The following is a 17,750-nucleotide window of genomic DNA, read 5'->3' as shown; positions in this document are numbered from 1 at the left end:
GGGGGATTGCCATGCTTACCATCACTGCCGCCGCCCTGCTTCTCGTCGCGCCCGGGCCGCAGATCTCTGCCGATTCCGACATGCCGTCGCGCATCAAGGCCGATGTCGCCGCTTCGATGCGGCCGGTTTCCGTCTTTGCTGAGGGCGAGACGCGCCGCCGGCCCTATAACCGGCAGGAGATGACGCTTCCGGTGCTGGCGGAAAAGAAGGTCCCGCTCGTCCGCCCGCTGGCGCAGACCAAGGCGAACGATGTGCAGCGGGCCAGTTATCTGACCAACGCGATCTTCACCAATATCCGGTGAAACGCGCTCGGCCCTGACGGGCCGGATGCGGCGCGTGCTTGTGGGGAAGCGCGCGCCGTTTTGCAGTTACGAAAACTGTTTTCCTACTCGGGTCCGATCTGTCACGCCTGACGATCGGCTCTTTCATCGTGTCCATCGTCGTCGTCTTTTGCGCGCAAGGTGTAACCCTGTGCCGCGCAGCCCGAACCCGCGCATTTCTGCGGCGCTCGGTGTGAATGCAGTGGGTGACAGGGTGTAACCTTTGTCACCCGCTGCAAATTGGCAGGCCTAGTCCTTGACGGGAAAATTCTCGATCGGGCGCAGGACCTTGAAGTCCTCGGTCAGGGGATCGTGGCCCAGCGGGGTCCACTCGATCGCCTCCGGCTCGACATGGGTGTCGGGCAGGCGGTCCAGCAAGTGGCGTACCAGCGTCAGCCGCCCGCGCTTCTGATCGTTGAAGTCCACCACTGTCCACGGCGCCCATGCCGTGTGCGTTTCGGCAAAGATAGTCTCTCGCGCGGCGGTATAGTCGGCATAGAGATCGCGGGCCGCGATGTCGGTGGGCGACAGTTTCCAGCGCTTCAGCGGATCGTCCAGCCGTTCCTTGAAGCGTTCTTCCTGCGCCTCCTGGCTGGCGGTGAGCCAGTACTTGAACAGGCGGATGCCGTCATCGACCAGCATCTTTTCGAAGATCGGCGCGGCGCGCAGGAAGTGTTGCGCCTCGTCCTCGCTGGACCAGCCCATGACTTTTTCGACACCGGCGCGGTTGTACCAGCTGCGGTCGAACAGCACGATTTCGCCTGCCGACGGCAGGTGGGCGACATAGCGCTGGAAATACCACTGCGTTTTCTCGTCCTCGCTCGGCTTGGGCAGGGCGGCGATGCGGCACTGGCGCGGGTTCAAGGTGCCGTGAATCGCCTTGATCGCGCCGCCCTTGCCCGCCGTGTCGCGCCCTTCGAAGATGACGACAATCCGCTCGCCCTTGGCCTTCGCCCAGCGCGCCATCCCGACGAGTTCCAGCGCCAGCTCATCCAGCGCGTCGTCGTAGTCCTTCCTCTTCACCGAACGGTCCGCCCTATTGGGCCGTTACGACAGGCGAGATGGTGGCAATCGCATTCCCGCCACAGCCCACGATCACGCTGGAATATTCGGGCAGGGCAGGCTTGATCTCAAGCCGCAGCGGCTGCCACCCGGCGGCCTGGTCCGACGGTTCGACGGAAAGCGAAACGCGCTGTCCCGGCGGCATCATGCGGTCGGTCGGCCCTGCAGCCAGCGTCGCGGTGGCTTTCTCGGGCAGAAGCGCCTCTCCCACCACGATCAGGGTCGGGGTCGCATCGGGGCCGGGCATGGCGTTCACCCACGCCTCCCACCCGCGCGTTTCGGTCGGGCAGACGGGAACGGCCATCGGCTCCCCGTCCTCGGCCGTGACGCAGCCGGTCATCATCATGCCCCCCATCAAAGCGATCAAACCCTTGCGCATCGTCGGCCTCCAAAATTGCGTTACGGGCAAAGGTAAGGACTTGCCGGTAAAATGACAGCCCTTGCGATTCGGCGTTTTCGCGGCCAAGGCACGCGGCATGGAAACCGTGACGCAAGACCAGCTGCAAGCCGCCGCCGCAACCTCCAAGGCCTGGCCCTTCCAGGAAGCCCAGCGGTTGGCCAAACGCTTCCCCGATGGAAAGCGCGATGCCGATGGCAACCTCGTGCCGGTGCTGTTCGAAACCGGATACGGCCCCTCGGGCCTGCCGCATATCGGAACGTTCCAGGAAGTGCTTCGCACCACGCTGGTCCGCCGCGCCTACGAAGTGCTGACCGGCGGGCACCCGACGCGGCTGGTGGCGTTTTCGGACGACATGGACGGCCTGCGCAAGGTGCCGGACAACGTGCCGAACAAGGAAATGCTGACCGAACATCTGGGCATGCCCCTGTCGCGCATTCCCGATCCCTTCGGATCGAACGACAGTTTCGGCGGGCGCAACAACGCGATGCTGCGCGAATTTCTCGACCGGTTCGACTTCGACTACGAATTCATCGCAGCCAGCGACCGGTACAATTCGGGCCAGTTCGACGATGCGCTGAAGAATGTCCTGCGTAATTACGACGCGATCATGGGCGTCATGCTGCCGACCCTTCGCGAGGAACGCCGCGCCACTTATTCGCCGGTCCTGCCGGTCAGCCCGACGACGGGCGTGGTGCTGCAGGTGCCGGTCAGCGTGGTCCATGCCGACAAGGGGCTCGTCAGCTTCAAGGACAGCGACGGGACGATCGTCACGCACTCGGTCCTCGGCGGGCAGGCGAAGCTGCAGTGGAAGGTCGACTGGGCGATGCGCTGGGTCGCGCTGGGTGTCGATTACGAAATGTGCGGCAAGGATCTGACCGACAGCGTCACGCAGTCGGGCAAGATCGCGAAGATCCTCGGCGGGCGCAAGCCCGAGGGCATGATCTACGAGCTGTTCCTCGACGCGAACGGAGAGAAGATCTCCAAGTCCAAGGGCAACGGCCTGACGATCGAGGAATGGCTGACCTACGGCAGCGAGGAAAGCCTCGGCTTCTACCTCTTCCGCGAACCGAAAAGCGCGAAGCAACTTCACGTCGGGATCATCCCCAAGGCGGTCGACGAGTACTGGCAGTTCCGCGAAAAGATCCCGTCGCAGCCGGTCGAGCAGCAGCTGGGCAATGCTGCGTGGCACTTGCTGGGCGCGAACGGCGGGCATGAAGGCGCGCAAGTGCCGGGTGCGGGCGATAGCCTGCCGGTCACGTTCGGTCTGTTGCTGAACCTCGTTTCCGTGCTCGGCGCCGAAGCTACGCGCGAGCAGGTCTGGAACTACCTCGGCAATTACATCCACGATGCCGATCCGGCAGCGCACCCCGATCTCGACGTGCTGGTCGACCGGGCGCTGGCCTACAACCGCGATTTCGTTGCGCCTCACCTCGTCAAACGGCCTCCTGCCGCGAATGAGATGAAGGCGCTCAACGCGTTGGACCGTGCATTGAGCGGATTTGACGACGAGACCCCGGCGGAAGACCTGCAGACCGCAGTCTATGAAATCGGCAAGCGCGAGGAGTTCGGGTTCGAGAATCTGCGCGACTGGTTCCGTGCGCTCTACGAAACACTGCTGGGATCGAGCCAAGGACCGCGCATGGGCAGTTTCATCGCGCTCTACGGTATCGAGAATACCCGCCGCCTCATCGCCAAGGCCATGATGCGCACGCAGCCGGAACAGGCATGATTGCCGCCGCCATCAGCGCAGGATTGCTGTCCTGATGGCGGGCCACGCGCCCGATGCCGTTATGTTCGAGCGGCTCGCGGTCGCGGCGCTGAACCGGCTGCCCGATCCGTTCGCGCAGCATCTTGGCGACATCGTGATCCGCGTGGAGGAGTTCGCCGACCGCGAAACGTTAAATGCCCTGGGGATGGAGAGCGAGTGGGACCTTTCGGGGCTCTATCACGGCAACCCCCTGACCGAACAATCGGTCTGGCATTCCGGATCGATGCCGCCGCAAGTTACGCTATACCGCCAGCCGCTTTTGGCCGAATGGTGCGAGACGGGGGTAACTCTGGAAGCGCTTGTCACCCATGTCGTGGTGCACGAGATCGGGCACCATTTCGGCCTGTCGGACGACGACATGCATGCGCTGGAAGACCAGGTTCGATAGACCGTTTGGCACTTTAGCCGGACAGCGTGGGACAAGGGTTGCGTGCACGGGGGATGGACACATATGGGCCGCCCGATGATCGATCGTGTCTTTGCCATCAGAGGGCTTCTTCTCGCCGTATTCGTGCTTATGGCGGGCAACGGCTTCATGCCCACGCTGCTTGCCATGCGGATGGAGGGCGCAGGGGCCTCCGCGCCGGTCGTCGGCTTCATGGCCAGTGCCTATTTCTTTGGTCTCGTCGTAGGGTCGCTCACGCTGACGGGCGTGGTCAGGCAGGTCGGCCATATCCGCACTTTCGCAACCGTCGTCACGGTGCTGTCGTCCAGCACGCTGTTCTATTCGCTGTATCAGAACGCCTTTTTGTGGAGCTTGCTGCGCCTGACGGACGGCATGTGTGTCGCAGGCGTGTTCATCTGTCTCGAAAGCTGGCTGAATCATCGGGCCGACGCGCAAAGCCGCGGTACAATCCTCGCCGCTTACATGATCGCCCTCTATTCGGGGCAGGCGGTAGGGCAGTTCCTGTTGGGGCTGGACACTGGTGTAATGTTGCCTTTCGTCGTCTCCTCCATCCTCGTTTCGCTGTCTACCGTGCCGGTGCTCCTCACGAAGATCGACAGCCCGCCTTTGCCGGACGATGGCGAACATCTTTCGTTGCGCGCGCTATATCGTACATCGCCTCTCGGCACGGCGGGAACGGCGTTGACGGGGGTTATGATGGGGGCCTTCTACGGGCTTGGCGCGCTTTATGCGCGCCGCCAGGGATTTGCCCTGTCGGATGTCGCGCTGTTCGTTTCGGTCGTGATTGCGGGCGGTGTCGCTCTGCAATGGCCGTTGGGCCACCTGTCGGACCGGATGGACCGCCGCCTTGTCATTGTCTTGGTCCTGGCTAGCATCGGGGTGACGTCCCTCGTGCTCGCCCTGCTGACCGACCATCTTGTGATCTTCGGCATGGGCGCGCTTTTCGGTGGTTTCGTCTTTTCGCTCTACCCGCTGTGCGTCGCCCATGCGAACGACCGCCTTACCGCGTCCGAACAGTTGAGCGCCAGCAGCGTGCTGATCCTCCTCTATTCGGGCGGAGCGGCCGGCGGTCCGCTGTTGGGGTCGGCGGCGATGGCGGCTTTCGGAGCCAGGGGCCTGTTCCTGTTCATGGCTGCGCTGGGTCTTGGCGGCCTAGGCTTTGCCATGTGGCGGATGTACCGGACCGATGCCGTCGCCGAGGAAGACCAGCAGCCTTATCAGATCCTGCCCCGCACGACGCCCGCGGCAGCCGCGCTCGAGCCCGCTTCGCAAAGTTCGGACGATGCCCTTTAGCGCGTCCTTCAATTCGTCCCGCCAAGGTTCGAACGGCTTCCGTGCGTCCTGTCCGCTGCGGTTGATCGGGCGGCGGATCTGTTCGGAACTGGCCGTGAGAACGGCGCGATCGGTGCGGTGGAAGTCGAGGCAGGCATCCTCGAACGGCAAGCCGAGATAGTCGCGCATTCGGCGCACCTGGCCTGCCAGATCGTCGAGCACGTCCTCGCGCTCCACATTCCCCTGCTGGTCCCTGTTTGAAATGCAGAGTATGCCTTACGATGAAGGCGGAGGACGTTTGCCCTTGCGAGCCGTCTAGATACGCTCTCAAACCCTTGTGATTGGCATGGGAACAAACCCGGACAATAAACATGTTGGCGTTGCATAAACACAACACGGGCCATATTCGGTGGACGATGGTTGCGGGTGCCGGATAGTTCTGCACGGAAGCGGTATTTTTACTTACATATCGCTTTCGGTTTGTGCGATGTGTCAATTCTATTTTATAGACATTGTAAGTAAATATTGGATTTTCACTTTGGGGAGCATTGCCTAGTGGCAAGTCAACCGGGCGGATCGGGCAGTTCCGACACTTTCAAGCCGACAGTCTTTTTCGGCGCGACCGGGCTTATTGGGGTTTTGATACTGTTCGCGGTGCTGAACGCCGGGGCTGCTGGCGCGGGCTTTGGCGCGGTCCAGTCCTATGTAACCCACAGTTTTGGCTGGTTTCTTGTCCTGACGGTCAACATCCTGCTGGTAGCAGCAGTCTGGCTCGCCGTGTCACGTACGGGTGATGTGCGGCTGGGCGGTAAGGGGGCCAAACCGCATTATGGCATGCTGACATGGTTCTCGATGCTGTTCAGTGCGGGGATGGGCATCGGCCTGCTATTTTACGGCGTCGCCGAACCGGTGATGCATTTTTCCAACCCGCCGATGTCGGCCTTTTCCAACCCGGACGCCGCCCTGCCGCGCGGACTTGCGGGCAACGCACAGCATGCGATGGGCCTGACATTTCTGCACTGGGGGCTGCACGCATGGGCGATCTACGCGATCATTGGATTGTCGCTGGCTTACATCGCCTATAACCGTAATCTCACGCTCTCGATCGGTTCGTTCCTGCAAGAAGCTTTTCCGCGCGTTCCTGGCTGGCTGGTCGACGTCATCGACGTTCTGGCCATTACCGCCACCGTGTGCGGCGTTGCCGCATCGCTGGGCTTTGGGTCGGCGCAGATCAATGCGGGTCTGAACCTGCTGGTCGGCCTGCCGGAAGGCGGCATGGTGCAGGCAATCCTGATCGCGGTCATCACGGGGTTGGCAACGCTTTCGGTCGCGCTTGGCCTCGACAAGGGCATCCGCAGGCTTTCCGAAATGAACATGTCGCTGGCGGTATTGCTTGCCGCCTTCGTGTTCATCGCCGGGCCGACGGTCTTTCTGCTCGACGCGTTCGTGCAGAACATCGGATATTACTTCCAGCGCTTCATCTACCTTTCGACCTGGACCGAAACCTATACGCCGGGCGACTGGCAGAGCGGGTGGACGATCTTCTACTATGCATGGTGGATCAGCTGGTCGCCTTTCGTGGGCATTTTCATCGCGCGCATTTCCTATGGCCGCACGATCCGCGAATTCGTCAGTGGGGTGCTGCTGGTGCCAACGTTGTTCACGTTCCTCTGGATGACGATCTTTGGTGACAGCGCGCTGCACATCGAACTGTTCGGCGCGGGCGGATTGTCGGCTGCGGTGAACCAGTCGATGCCCGATGCGCTGTTCGCGTTCCTGTCGCACTATCCGCTGGCAAAGATAGCGTCAGGCATGGCGATCGTCATCGTCGCGACCTTCTTCGTGACGTCGGCGGATTCGGGCGCGCTCGTCACCGCGATGATCGCATCGGGCGGGCAACAGCACGCAGGCTTCGTGCCGCGCGTGACGTGGGCCATCGCCATCGGCTTGCTCGCTGGTGCGCTGATTTGGTCGGGCGGAACCGATGCACTGCAGACCGCCGCCATCGTGACGGGCATGCCCTTCGCGCTCGTGCTTCTGGCGATGGTGGCGGGTCTGCTACGGATGGTCCGCCGCGAGATCCCGCCCCTGGACTAGAGCGAGGAACCGCCGTCGAGGACGAATTCCGCGCCAGTGGCGAACGAGCTTTCGTCGCTGGCGAGGTAAAGGCACAACGCAGCGACTTCGTCCGGGCGGCCGATCCGGCCGATCGGATGGCTCGCTACCCATTGGGCATAGAGCTTGTCGGGATCGTCCGACTGTTCCAGAACCTTGTCGAGGATCGGCGTGCGGATGACGCCCGGATGCACCGAGTTGCAGCGCATCTGGTATCCCGAATGCGCGTAATGCAGGGCGATCGACTTCGTCATGTGCGTCACGCCCGCCTTCGCCGCGTTATAGGCGACGAGGTAGTCTGCAGCCTTCATGCTCGCCATAGAGGCGATGTTGATGACCGATCCGCCATGTTTCTTCATCAGCGGGACGACATGCTTGCAGCCGAGGAATACGCCCGCAAGATCGACGTCCAGTTCGTGCTTGAACGCCTCCAGCGAACAACTCTCGACATTGCCGATCGTGGTGATGCCCGCGCAGTTCACCAGCACGTCGCAGCGCCCGTGAACGACTTCCATCGCGGCAAAGGCATTAACCCAGCGATCTTCCTTCGTTACGTCGAGCGAGAGGAAGCTGGCCGCATTGCCCAGGTCCTCTGCGAGCGCGCGGCCAGCTTCCTCGTCGATGTCGGCTGCGACTACGTTCGCACCTTCGGCGACGAAGCGCCTGACGATGGCATCGCCAAGGCCGGAGGCCGCGCCAGTGACCAGCGCGACCTTCCCTTCTATACGACCGCTCATTCCTTGCCGGCGTCTTCCTTGACGCCGTAGGCGAGGAACATGTTGCCCGGCATCTTGCCCGAGAAACCGTAGCCCGAGGTGATGAACAGCATGCCCTTGTGTGGCATGGGGGCCGAACCGCCCGAGAATGATCCGCCGTGACCCTTCTCGCCGTTTACGCCGGTATATTCGACCGTCGTGTCGATGTCCCAGAGCACCTTGCCGTCCGCCGCGTTGTAGGCGCGCACGTGGCCGTCGTTGGACCCTGCGAAGACGAGATCGGGCGTCGCCGAGATCGCGCCCGAATAGCCGGGATAGCAGAGCGAGCGGCCTTCGCAGACATCTTCCGACTCGGCCTGCCAGACATAATCGCCCGTCGCGATGTCTAGCGCATACATGCCCGGACGCGGCTCCATTTCGTATTCCTGGCCGTCGGGAACGTCCGACACCGGCACGAAGAGCACGCCGTCGACCGCGGCCATGCCGAAGTGGATACCGCCCACGATACCACCGCGGCCCACCTGCGTCTTCCAGACCATCTTGCCCGTGTCGGGATCGACGCCGAATGCCGCGCCCGACTTCTGGCCCAGCAGGATCATGTCCTTGCCGTCCTTGGTCTTGGCAAGCACGGGGTTCACGCCGAAGTCGTAGTCGGGGCCGTCTTCCTCGGGGCAGTTGCTCTGTTCGGCTTCCTCGCACGAGCCGTTCCAGGCATCGTTTTCCAAGGCCTGGAAGTGCCAGTCGATGTTGCCCGTCGCCATGTCGATAGCGACCAGAGAGTCGCTCATGTCGGTGGCGGGGCCGGTATAGTTGTCGCCAGTCGCGACATAGATGCGGCCACGCGCGGCATCGATCGTCGGGGCCGACCAGATCGGTACGCCCGAAGGACCGATGAGTTCGTTGCCCCTGACGCCCGGAGCGCCTTCCTTGGGTTCCTCGATCAGGTAGGTGCGCCACTTCTCCTCACCCGTCGCGGCGTCAACCGCGAGCAGTGAGCCACGGAACGTACAGCATGGATATCCCGGCGTGGTTGCCGCGCCTTCTTCCAGCGAGGATACGGGGATGTAGAGCGTGCCGTCATAGTAGGTCGGCGCGCCGGTCAGCGTAGTCGAGGCATGGTCGTCGGCAGAGATCTTCCAGACCTGCTTTCCGGTGAAGGCCTCGATCGCATAGGCATTGCCGGTGACGTCGCCGAAGAAGGCGAGCGGGTTGGCGTCCGCGTCGTCCCTGTCCCAGCTCTGCACCGTGATGCCGGTGCGCACTTCGGCATCGCTTTCGAAAGACCAGCGCAAACAGCCCGTTTCCTCGTCAAGCGCGCGGACCTGGTTGTCCTGCCCGCCAAAGATCACCGCGCCGCCTGCGAAGGCGGGCTGCGAACGGACGCGCGTCGCGTTGGGAATGGCAAGCGCCCATTTCAGTTCAAGATCGCCGACGTTCGCCGCGTCGATCCCGGCCATGTCGGCGGGCACGAAGTGCGTATTGCCCGCGTCCACGCCCCAGAAGGGGTAGCTGGTCGGAGCGCCCGTATCGAAGCTGGCCTTGGCGCCTTCGCACTGCGGGACGGGCGCGGCCGTTGCCGCACCGATCGGGCGACCTGCGAGGTATTCCGACACGACCTTCTTTTCGCTGTCGTCGAGCGATGCGGCCATCGGCGCCATGATGCCGGTGGTCAGCACCTTGTAGATCGCCTCGGGCGTCATCTGCTGGATGATAAGCTTGCCTGGCGCGCGCGCAACGCCGGTGTCGTGGCAGGCGGCGCAAGTCTCGGTCCAGATCTTGTCGCCCTGCTCGTTCGTTTCGGCGGACAGCGAGCTCAAATCGCGGTAGTTGTCGGCGGCGACGCCCTGTTGATCGCGGGGCGCGGCTTCCAGTCCGCTTCCGCCAAAGGCAATCGCCGAAACAAGCGCGGCCGAGCCAATGCCCAGAGCGCTTATGCGAAGCTTGTGCCTCGCAAGCCCAATACCCATCCCGTTATCTCCCAGACAATTCACTAGTGGTCGTCTTGGCGACAGGCATGGACGGCAAGAGCAGCGCAGGTAAAGCTGTCCTTACTGCCAGAAATGCAAGAGAAAGGGGCGGTGTCCGTCCGCCCCTGATAGGTCGTGAATTCTGCGCTGGGCCTATCCGGCCGGGCGCGTGACGGCCAGCGCGATGACCGTGCGATCGCCAGCGGCAAGGCGCCGCACGTGGCTTTCGTGGACGGCATCGGCAACCCGGTCATAGGCGCGCTCGTTCTCCGCAAAGATGAAATCGGCCTGATATCGCTGACCTTTGCGGACACTGGCGGGCAGCGGGTACATGGTCTTGATCGAGCGCACCGAACGCAGCGCCGCGCGGTCGATCCATGCACTGCGCGACTTGCGGACAAGCGCGATATCGGTCGGCTTGCCGTTCTCGTCGCAAGTGAACTGCACTTGCGCATAGTCGCTGGGTATCGCGTTCAGCGACGGCAGGCGCGTGCGTTCGAAGGTCGAGGACAGGTCGTCGGAGACCTTGTCGACCCAGATCGCCATTTCCGGTTGTGCTTCTACGATGATCTCTTCGTCCCCGGCAAGGGAGGGTGGAGACCAGGTCAGCATGGCGACTGCCATGATGCATGCGGTTGTTTTCGTGACGTACTTCATCGGACCATCCTTTCTGTGGATGGCCGGCCAACGGGCCAGTTGATTTGCGCTACGACCCTTGTTGTTTTCACAATTGGACGAGTGGTCGGCCAGAAGTTGGCTAATTCCCCCCAACTTCAGAGGCGGACAGTCTGCGTGAAAGTGGCGGGAGTCAAAGGTTACTTAGCCAACTATATTTAGTTGCGATTTTCAGATTGCAAATGTCGCTTCTTTGATCGGTCTGAAAGTTGGCAGGCGATATTGTTGCGCCCGTGTAGACACGAGTGTCAGCATCGCCAAGCCGTATGCGTGGCTCTTGCAGCTTTCGTACTTTCGTACCGCTGGTGGTGGCCAAATGCGACTCGGTCTATTACCTCGATGCGCATGGCTACAGGAACACTCATCTCCCTCACCCTCTATTTCGTGCTTATGCTGGGCATCGGACTGTTCGCCTGGAAGAAGTCGACCGACAGTTCGGAAGGCTATCTGCTGGGCGGGCGCAACCTGCCTCCTGCCGTCGCGGCGCTGTCCGCGGGGGCGTCCGACATGTCGGGCTGGCTGCTGCTGGGCCTGCCCGGCGCGCTTTACGCCAGCGGCCTTGTCGAGGCATGGATCGGCATCGGCCTGTTCGTCGGCGCGCTGGCGAACTGGATCATCGTCGCACCGCGCCTTCGCCAGCAAACGGTCGAATACGGCAATGCGCTGACGATCCCCGAATTCCTCGCCAATCGCTTTCCCGACCGCGCCATCGCGCTGCGGGTCGTTTCCGCCATCATTATCGTGTTGTTCTTCACGGTCTATACCGCGGCGGGCCTCGTTGGCGGCGGCAAGCTGTTCGTATCGAGCTTTGCGGGCCTGTTTGGCGACACCGGCATGAGCGATTACATGACCGGCATCTGGCTCACAGCCGGTGTCGTGCTGGCCTATACGATGGTCGGCGGGTTCCTTGCCGTGTCGCTGACCGACTTCGTGCAGGGCTGCATCATGGTTGTCGCGCTCGTCCTCATGCCGATCGTGGTGCTCACCAGCGACGGCGGCAGCGCCACCGTTGCCGAGGCCGTCCGCCAGGTCGATCCCGAATTCCTCTCGCTGTTCTCCGGCCTGACGGTCGTAGGCTTCCTGTCTGCAGTGACCTGGGGGCTGGGTTATTTCGGCCAGCCGCACATCATCGTGCGCTTCATGGCGGTGAAGGAAGGCGGCGTGAAGACGGCGCGCAACATCGGTATGAGCTGGATGTTCGTGTCGCTGATCGGCGCACTGGGGGTCGGCATCCTTGGCCGCGCCCATGTCGAGATCAACAATCTCGTCCTTGACGACCCGGAAACGATCTTCATCCTTCTGGCCGATACGCTGTTCCACCCGCTGATTACCGGTTTCCTGCTTGCCGCGCTTCTGGCCGCGATCATGAGCACGATCAGCTCGCAGCTGCTCGTCGCATCGTCCTCGCTGACGGAGGATTTCTACCGTCTGTTCCTACGCAAGCAGGCGTCGGAGCGTGAGACTGTGAACGTGTCGCGTGTCTGCGTCCTTCTGGTCGCGCTTGCGGCCATCGCAATCGCGGCGGACCCGGAAAGCGAAGTGCTCGGCCTCGTGTCCAACGCATGGGCAGGCTTCGGCGCTGCCTTCGGTCCGCTGATCGTCCTGTCGCTGACTTGGGACAAGATGACGGGCACAGGCGCGGTCGCGGGCCTCGTTTCCGGCGCGCTGGTCGTGATCGCGTGGATCGCGCTGGGTCTCAACGCCAGCTTCGCTGGCGGGCCCGGCGTGTATGAGATCATTCCGGGCTTCATCGTGTCGTGGCTGGCGATCGTCCTCGTCAGCCGCGCTACGGCTCCCAAGGAAGTTGCCCGGACTGCCTGATCAGGCGAGGCGGGTGTTCGCCCCGTCGAGCTCGATGCGAAGAAAAGGCGCAAAGGTTCCGCCGAAGTGCGTGCGGCCCTGCGGCTTTTCCTTCGCGTCGGGATCGCCGATCCCGCAATAGTCGACAAAGCTCGTCACCCGCATGTCGGGCAGAACCCACCAGCTATAGGCCTGGAACGGCTCATCCTGCGGATTGGCGAAGATCAGCCCGTCGGAATTGAGCAGGGTCCACGGCCCTTCGATCCGGTCGGCGACGGCGCCGTAAAGCCCGGTCGGTGCCTTGACGCTGTGGGTGAAAACCGACGCCTGCGTCGACCAGAACAGGTAAAGCAGCCCGTCTTTGGCCACGATGTGCGGGCGCTCCAACTCGTTATTGAGTCCCGTTGCATCGATCAGGGGGGGCAGGGGGCGATAGGCGCCCGATGCGTCCAACTCGGCCAGGCCGATCACCCCGTTGAACGGATCCGATAATGTTTTTGCCGATCCAGTGAAGAGCAGCATCTCGCGCCCCGCCGCCGTGGTCCAGGCAAAGGGATCGCGAAAAGCCTTGATCGTGCCGATGCCGCCACCGGGAAGATCAGTGCACATGTAAGGGCCGGTGCCAGGCGCAATAAGTTCTTCCAGCGGTTCCCAGCCTGCAAAGATCCTATCGCCATCCGACAACGCGCCGCGTGTGCGCAAGAGGCGCTGGCGATTGACCGAGCCTTGTTGTCCCTGCGTGCCTGCGGCCGTGAAGTAGAGCGCGACGCGCCCATCTTCCATCCGGGCGCACCCCGACCATTCGCGCGAACCGGGCGAGAAGCCCTCGGGCAGGGTAGGGCCGAGGTGCCGGAATGCTCCGTCCACATGATGAAAGCAGTGGATGCGGGCAAGGCCGTGGCGCAGTTCCGGATCGCCGTCGACCGGCGCGGCTAACGCAAACCACAACTCGCCTCCACGCCATGACACCGGAGCGCCCGTCGCATTGGCCAGTGGCCACGCATCCCATACGTCAAGATCGTCGCTTACCCGGACGACTTCGCGCGTGGCGAATTTGGCCGTCCGGTCAAAGTCCCGCCAGTTGAGCGATGCTAAATCGCCCGCCGTCCAGCGCAGCGTGCAAATGTCCGGATCGCAGGTCTTGCTGGAATTCATAAGAAGCGGGTAAGACAGTTACAATCGTTTGTAAAATTTCAAGTGGTGTAAATTCTGCAATAATTACTCGTCGTCGGGGCTCCGGTTCAGCCGCAAGAAAAGGCAGGCTTTGCGCTGCGCCCTCCATCGGCCATAGAGGCGGGATGGCTAGAAGCGATGACGTTACAGAAGATATGGGCGGCCATCGCGCGCTAACTCCGCGTCAGCGCGAACGCCGAGAGCGTATTCTGTCGACCACTTACGAGCTTCTGGCGGAGCATGGCTACGACGGCGTCTCGATGAAGATGATCGCAAAGTCGGCCAAGGTTGCCGAACGCACGCTGTTCAACATCTACTCGTCCAAGGATCTCCTCATCGCAACCAGCGCGCGCGAGCGGTCGGACGGGATCATGTTGAGTATCATGGACAATGTGGGCGAGGGCGAGCTTGCCTATTTCTATTCGCTTGCCGACACGCTCGCCTACGAAACGCTGGCCGCACCGTCGCTTGCCCGCGGGCTGGCGACGGTTCTGGTGCGTAATCCGGATCTCGTCGGACTGGGCGAGATCTATGAGCGGCATGTCGGCGAAGTGCTGAAGGACTTTGCGGAGCGTGGCCGGATCGAGGCACACGAGGTTTCGATCATCTGTAATCTTTTCGCGATGCGGATCGTCAGCCTCATCACTCTATGGTCGGGCGGAACGATCGCCGACAACGCGCTGAACCCGCACATGCGGCTGGCCGTCTGCCAAGTGCTTGCACCGCATCTTGCCGGCGACCTGCAAGCAGAAGTACTGGCCGAGGCGAGGGCTGCAGTTGCGGCGATCAGGGCAGTCGAAACCTATCCATAATTGCAGTGCACTGTAATTTAAGTCTGTGAGATTTTCGGCTTGCCCTCGAAGAAGGGCACCGCAAGGCGCCAGACAGCGACATGCCTTGCCGGTCACGGGAAAGGATCAGTCATGTCAGCAACGACAGTACCATTGCGCGCTATTCCCGGACCGGTCCCCAGTTTCAGCTTCCCTCGCATGGCCGTCTTATCCCCGGCCATGCAAGATTGAACCTGGGCCGGCAGGCAATACCACCCGCCTGCCGGCTCCGTTTTCAAAAGGTAACGGGAGAGACACATGACCGACATCGAAAAGCTTCTCGCCAAAGACGCGATCCGCGATCTGGCGGCCCGCTACATGCGCGGGCAGGACCGGCTCGACGCCGATCTGCAGATGGGCACCTTCTGGCCGGATTCGACGACTGACTATGGGATTTTCGCTGGTAGCGGCCCCGATTTCGTCCGCTTTGCGCAAGGCCTTCTGGTCGAACACATTGCAAACCAGCATCTTATCGGCCAGCACCTGATCTGGTTCGACGAGCACGATGTCGACATGGCTTTCGGCGAGGTTTATTTCTACGCCTTCCACCGCATCGTCGAAGATGGCGAACCGATCGATATGACGATCTGCGGCCGCTACATCGACCGGTACGAGCGCCGCGACGGCGAGTGGCGCTTTGCCCACCGTTCGGAAGTGAACGACTGGGCCCGCAAGGAGCCTGCCGCCGACGCCTTCCTCAAGACCGACCTCGCCGACGCCTTGATCGGCCGCCACGACATGCAGGACCGCTCGTACGATCGCGAGTGGTTGAAGAACGCCTGAGAAACGGAATTTATATGACCCAGAAGACCATCATCGTCACCGGCGCAGCCTCCGAAGCAGGACTGGGCTTTGCCACCGCCCGTATGCTGGCCCGCGAAGGCCACGCGATCTACCTGACCGACCTCGATTCCGACGCGGTCGAGGCGCGGGCAAGTGAACTGCGTGGTGAAGGCCTGACGGCAACGGCCATGGTGCAGGACGTGACAGATGCCGCGGCCTGGACCGAACTGGTCGACACGGTGAAAAAGGACACAGGCCGCATCGACGGGCTGGTCAACAATGCCGGCATCGCGGTGCTGCGCTACATGGCCGACCTTGAAGAGGCGAGCTGGGACAAGCAGATCGATGTGAACCTGAAGAGCGTCTACCTCGGCTGCCGCGCGGTCCTGCCCGTCATGGAAGCGCAGGAAGCAGGCGCCATCGTCAACCTGTCATCGGTCGCCGGACTTGTCGGCATTGCCGGCACCGCCGCCTATGCGGCCAGCAAGGGCGGCGTGCGCTTGATGAGCAAGTCGATCGCGCTCGAAGTCGCAGCCAAGGGTATCCGCGTGAATACCGTGCATCCCGGCGTCATCTGGACCGACATGCAGAAGGTCGCGATTGCCGACAACCCCGACGGCTATGACGCGATCAACGCTGCGATCCCGATGAAGCACATGGGCGAGCCTGACGACATCGCGCATACCATCGCGTTCCTCCTGTCGGACGGTGCGAAGTACATCACCGGCGCCGAATTCGTCGTCGATGGCGGCCTGACGGCGCAGTAAGGTCTATTCGAACAGGCCGCGCAGGGCGGCTCGATCGGGCCAGAGCGGGCTATCCTCGCTACTGCCGAAACAGAGATCGAGCACGCCCTTCCGGCCAAGAACGGCATAGGCTGCGATCAGCCGGTTTCTGGCCGGATCGTCCACGAATTCGCTTGCGCCGACGTGGTCGATCCACGCATCGAACGCGCTCACGATGGCTTTGGTCCTGCCGCAGCGTTCGGCATGCCACGCGGCCGTGTCGAGCCAGCGCTGCGGGATCTTCTGCGTGCCGTCCATCGCGATCTGGGCCAGCCGGTGATTTAGCGCCGGATCGGCGAAACGCTGCCTCAACTTATCGGCATAGGCTTCGAGATCCTGCCTGCGGTGAATTTCTAGCGGTCCGATCACCGGCGTGCATGTAGTTGCGTCCGGATCGCAAGTCGTCGCCAGCTTCGAGATCATCGGCGATGTGAGCGCCCGAATCGTCTGATCGGCGCATCAACCCCGCAGGGCGTTCCGAGCAAAATCAACGATTGCGCCGGTCGGCATTGCGCCCGACTGACGCGCGATTTCGCGGCCTTTCGAAAACAGGATCATCGTCGGGATAGAGCGGATGCCATAGCGGCCCGCGATCGTCTGCTCTGCTTCGGTATCGAGCTTTCCGAGCCGCATCTGCGGTTCGAGCTGCCGGGCGGCGGTGGCGAAGGCCGGGGCCATCTGGCGGCACGGTCCGCACCACGACGCCCAGAAATCGACCAGCAGCGGCAAGTCGCCCTTGCCCGCATGAACATCGAAGTTCGCCGACGTCAGCGTCAGCACTTCGCCCCGGAACAGCATGACCCCGCATTTGCCGCATTTCGCCTCTTCGGCACGCTTCGCATCTGGCACCCGGTTCAGCGTGTTGCACGATGGGCAGGCGACGATCCTGCTTGCGGGCGTTGTCATGGCGAAGGCTCCCCTCTTTGCTCAATACCAGGCGCGGGCGCGGTACCAGCGGGTCACGACGTATTTCACGCCCTTCACCACCGGGGTTCCGGCATGCAGCGTTTCCATGTTCACCTTGCCGTCGGCGTTCGCGTTGCTCCACGCGATCAGCGTGCCCTGCTGGGGCGGAACGGCGATATTGGCCTTGGGAAAGTCGGTCGATCCGCCTTCCTCTACATCGTTGAGATAGACCATCAGCGTCCACGCCCGCTGTCCGCCAAGCGCGACCTCGCCGGTCCAGTAGGGCTGGCTGGTGTCGAACCAGTCGTGATGTGCCTTGAACTGCTGGCCGACGGCATAGCGCTGGCCCTGCATGGTCTCGCCCCAATTTTCGGGCACGCCCATCAGATCGTCCATCCGCCGGTGCAGCATGCGGACAAAGGGGTTGTACGGATCGAGATCGCCCGAATAGCTGGTCCGCGCCTGCTTGCCGTAATCGACGTCGAACACGGGTGAGGGGCGGGCCGTTTCGTCGACCATCTTCATCAGCCGCTCGCATTCTTCGGCTGAAAAGAAGTCGGGAATGCCGAATAGCTGCAGCTTGTCGTCGACCAGTACCTGCACGCTGTCGTCGGCTTTCAGGCGGGCCAGGACAGCCTGGTTCATCGTCGCGATCTCTCGCTGATTCGCGGTGTCGGTGCGTCCGGTCTTTGCCATTTGATTGCTTCGATTTTCTGGAACTGTATCAATAGTGCATGAGTAGTCCGCAGCGGACTTCGTCACGAAAGGCTAA

Annotated in this window: 18 protein-coding genes and 1 pseudogene; 9 read left to right on the top strand and 10 right to left on the bottom strand. The window is 62.4% G+C overall.

Features of this window, described 5'->3' with window-relative positions:
- The first annotated feature begins 11 nt into the window (after positions 1-11).
- The gene (locus tag A9D15_RS08585; protein ID WP_066763961.1) at positions 12-302 is read left to right on the top strand and encodes a hypothetical protein; all 291 of its coding nucleotides are present in this window, start codon (positions 12-14) and stop codon (positions 300-302) included.
- A 267-nt stretch (positions 303-569) separates the two neighbouring features.
- Here the strand turns inward: A9D15_RS08585 and ppk2 are convergent, their stop codons facing one another.
- A complete protein-coding gene (gene ppk2 / locus A9D15_RS08580) occupies positions 570-1,343 on the bottom strand; it encodes a polyphosphate kinase 2 (protein ID WP_066763959.1) in 774 nt (257 codons plus the stop codon).
- 13 nt (positions 1,344-1,356) lie between these two features.
- Entirely contained in the window at positions 1,357-1,761 is a 405-nt protein-coding gene (locus tag A9D15_RS08575) for a hypothetical protein (RefSeq protein WP_066763958.1), read from the bottom strand.
- Between the two features lie 97 nt (positions 1,762-1,858).
- Here A9D15_RS08575 and A9D15_RS08570 point away from each other — a divergent pair, with 97 nt between their 5' ends.
- From A9D15_RS08570 to A9D15_RS08560, 3 genes are all read left to right on the top strand, one after another.
- On the top strand, positions 1,859-3,511 hold the full coding sequence (locus A9D15_RS08570) for a lysine--tRNA ligase (RefSeq protein ID WP_082924375.1): 1,653 nt from the start codon (positions 1,859-1,861) through the stop codon (positions 3,509-3,511).
- A 34-nt stretch (positions 3,512-3,545) separates the two neighbouring features.
- The gene (locus A9D15_RS08565) at positions 3,546-3,938 is read left to right on the top strand and encodes a metallopeptidase family protein (protein ID WP_066763957.1); all 393 of its coding nucleotides are present in this window, start codon (positions 3,546-3,548) and stop codon (positions 3,936-3,938) included.
- A gap of 75 nt (positions 3,939-4,013) precedes the next feature.
- Entirely contained in the window at positions 4,014-5,249 is a 1,236-nt protein-coding gene (locus tag A9D15_RS08560; RefSeq protein ID WP_066764222.1) for an MFS transporter, read from the top strand.
- On the opposite strand, the pseudogene A9D15_RS17150 reads toward A9D15_RS08560, so the two are convergent.
- Positions 5,247-5,465, bottom strand: a pseudogene (locus A9D15_RS17150) (hypothetical protein); the annotation flags it as partial. The gene A9D15_RS08560 and the pseudogene A9D15_RS17150 overlap by 3 nt on opposite strands.
- A 318-nt stretch (positions 5,466-5,783) precedes the next feature.
- Between A9D15_RS17150 and A9D15_RS08555 the strand changes: the two are divergent.
- Positions 5,784-7,325, top strand: a complete 1,542-nt coding sequence (locus A9D15_RS08555) for a BCCT family transporter (protein ID WP_066763951.1) — start codon at positions 5,784-5,786, stop codon at positions 7,323-7,325.
- Here the strand turns inward: A9D15_RS08555 and A9D15_RS08550 are convergent.
- The 3 genes from A9D15_RS08550 to A9D15_RS08540 form a co-directional block, all read right to left on the bottom strand.
- Positions 7,322-8,080 carry a glucose 1-dehydrogenase gene (locus A9D15_RS08550; protein WP_066763949.1) on the bottom strand — a complete coding sequence of 253 codons (759 nt, stop codon included), beginning with the start codon at positions 8,078-8,080 and terminating at the stop codon, positions 7,322-7,324. The genes A9D15_RS08555 and A9D15_RS08550 overlap by 4 nt on opposite strands.
- Positions 8,077-10,026 (bottom strand): outer membrane protein assembly factor BamB family protein, encoded by a 1,950-nt coding sequence (locus A9D15_RS08545; RefSeq protein WP_082924359.1) that lies wholly within the window; start codon positions 10,024-10,026, stop codon positions 8,077-8,079. The genes A9D15_RS08550 and A9D15_RS08545 overlap by 4 nt, the downstream gene beginning before the upstream one ends.
- Positions 10,027-10,179: 153 nt before the next feature.
- Positions 10,180-10,683: an energy transducer TonB gene (locus A9D15_RS08540; protein ID WP_066763948.1), complete on the bottom strand. Its 504-nt coding sequence runs from the start codon at positions 10,681-10,683 to the stop codon at positions 10,180-10,182.
- 363 nt (positions 10,684-11,046) lie between these two features.
- On the opposite strand from A9D15_RS08540, the gene putP reads away from it, so the two are divergent.
- The gene (putP, locus tag A9D15_RS08535; RefSeq protein ID WP_066764218.1) at positions 11,047-12,522 is read left to right on the top strand and encodes a sodium/proline symporter PutP; all 1,476 of its coding nucleotides are present in this window, start codon (positions 11,047-11,049) and stop codon (positions 12,520-12,522) included.
- On the opposite strand, the gene A9D15_RS08530 is transcribed toward putP, so the two are convergent.
- Positions 12,523-13,656 carry a glycoside hydrolase family 68 protein gene (locus A9D15_RS08530; RefSeq protein ID WP_066763945.1) on the bottom strand — a complete coding sequence of 378 codons (1,134 nt, stop codon included), beginning with the start codon at positions 13,654-13,656 and terminating at the stop codon, positions 12,523-12,525. It lies immediately after the preceding gene.
- A 143-nt stretch (positions 13,657-13,799) separates the two neighbouring features.
- Between A9D15_RS08530 and A9D15_RS08525 the strand changes: the two genes are divergently transcribed.
- The 3 genes from A9D15_RS08525 to A9D15_RS08515 all read left to right on the top strand — a co-directional run bounded on the left by A9D15_RS08525 (position 13,800) and on the right by A9D15_RS08515 (position 16,054).
- The gene (locus A9D15_RS08525) at positions 13,800-14,486 is read left to right on the top strand and encodes a TetR/AcrR family transcriptional regulator (RefSeq protein ID WP_066763943.1); all 687 of its coding nucleotides are present in this window, start codon (positions 13,800-13,802) and stop codon (positions 14,484-14,486) included.
- Positions 14,487-14,762: 276 nt separating this feature from the next.
- Complete coding sequence (locus A9D15_RS08520; protein ID WP_066763941.1) at positions 14,763-15,287, top strand: nuclear transport factor 2 family protein; 525 nt, start codon at positions 14,763-14,765, stop codon at positions 15,285-15,287.
- A 14-nt stretch (positions 15,288-15,301) separates the two neighbouring features.
- Positions 15,302-16,054 (top strand): SDR family NAD(P)-dependent oxidoreductase, encoded by a 753-nt coding sequence (locus A9D15_RS08515; protein WP_066763939.1) that lies wholly within the window; start codon positions 15,302-15,304, stop codon positions 16,052-16,054.
- Positions 16,055-16,057: 3 nt separating this feature from the next.
- Here the strand turns inward: A9D15_RS08515 and A9D15_RS08510 are convergent, their stop codons facing one another.
- The 3 genes from A9D15_RS08510 to A9D15_RS08500 all read right to left on the bottom strand — a co-directional run bounded on the left by A9D15_RS08510 (position 16,058) and on the right by A9D15_RS08500 (position 17,674).
- Positions 16,058-16,441 carry a mannitol dehydrogenase family protein gene (locus A9D15_RS08510; protein ID WP_229660391.1) on the bottom strand — a complete coding sequence of 128 codons (384 nt, stop codon included), beginning with the start codon at positions 16,439-16,441 and terminating at the stop codon, positions 16,058-16,060.
- Between the two features lie 90 nt (positions 16,442-16,531).
- Positions 16,532-16,978: a thioredoxin TrxC gene (trxC, locus tag A9D15_RS08505; protein ID WP_066763937.1), complete on the bottom strand. Its 447-nt coding sequence runs from the start codon at positions 16,976-16,978 to the stop codon at positions 16,532-16,534.
- Positions 16,979-16,999: 21 nt separating this feature from the next.
- Complete coding sequence (locus tag A9D15_RS08500) at positions 17,000-17,674, bottom strand: prolyl hydroxylase family protein (RefSeq protein ID WP_066763936.1); 675 nt, start codon at positions 17,672-17,674, stop codon at positions 17,000-17,002.
- Positions 17,675-17,750: the final 76 nt, after the last annotated feature.

Origin of the sequence: Croceicoccus pelagius (assembly GCF_001661915.1) — a bacterium.
In the GTDB taxonomy this organism is placed as follows: domain Bacteria; phylum Pseudomonadota; class Alphaproteobacteria; order Sphingomonadales; family Sphingomonadaceae; genus Croceicoccus; species Croceicoccus pelagius.
This window is presented reverse-complemented; position numbering and strand designations above follow the sequence as displayed.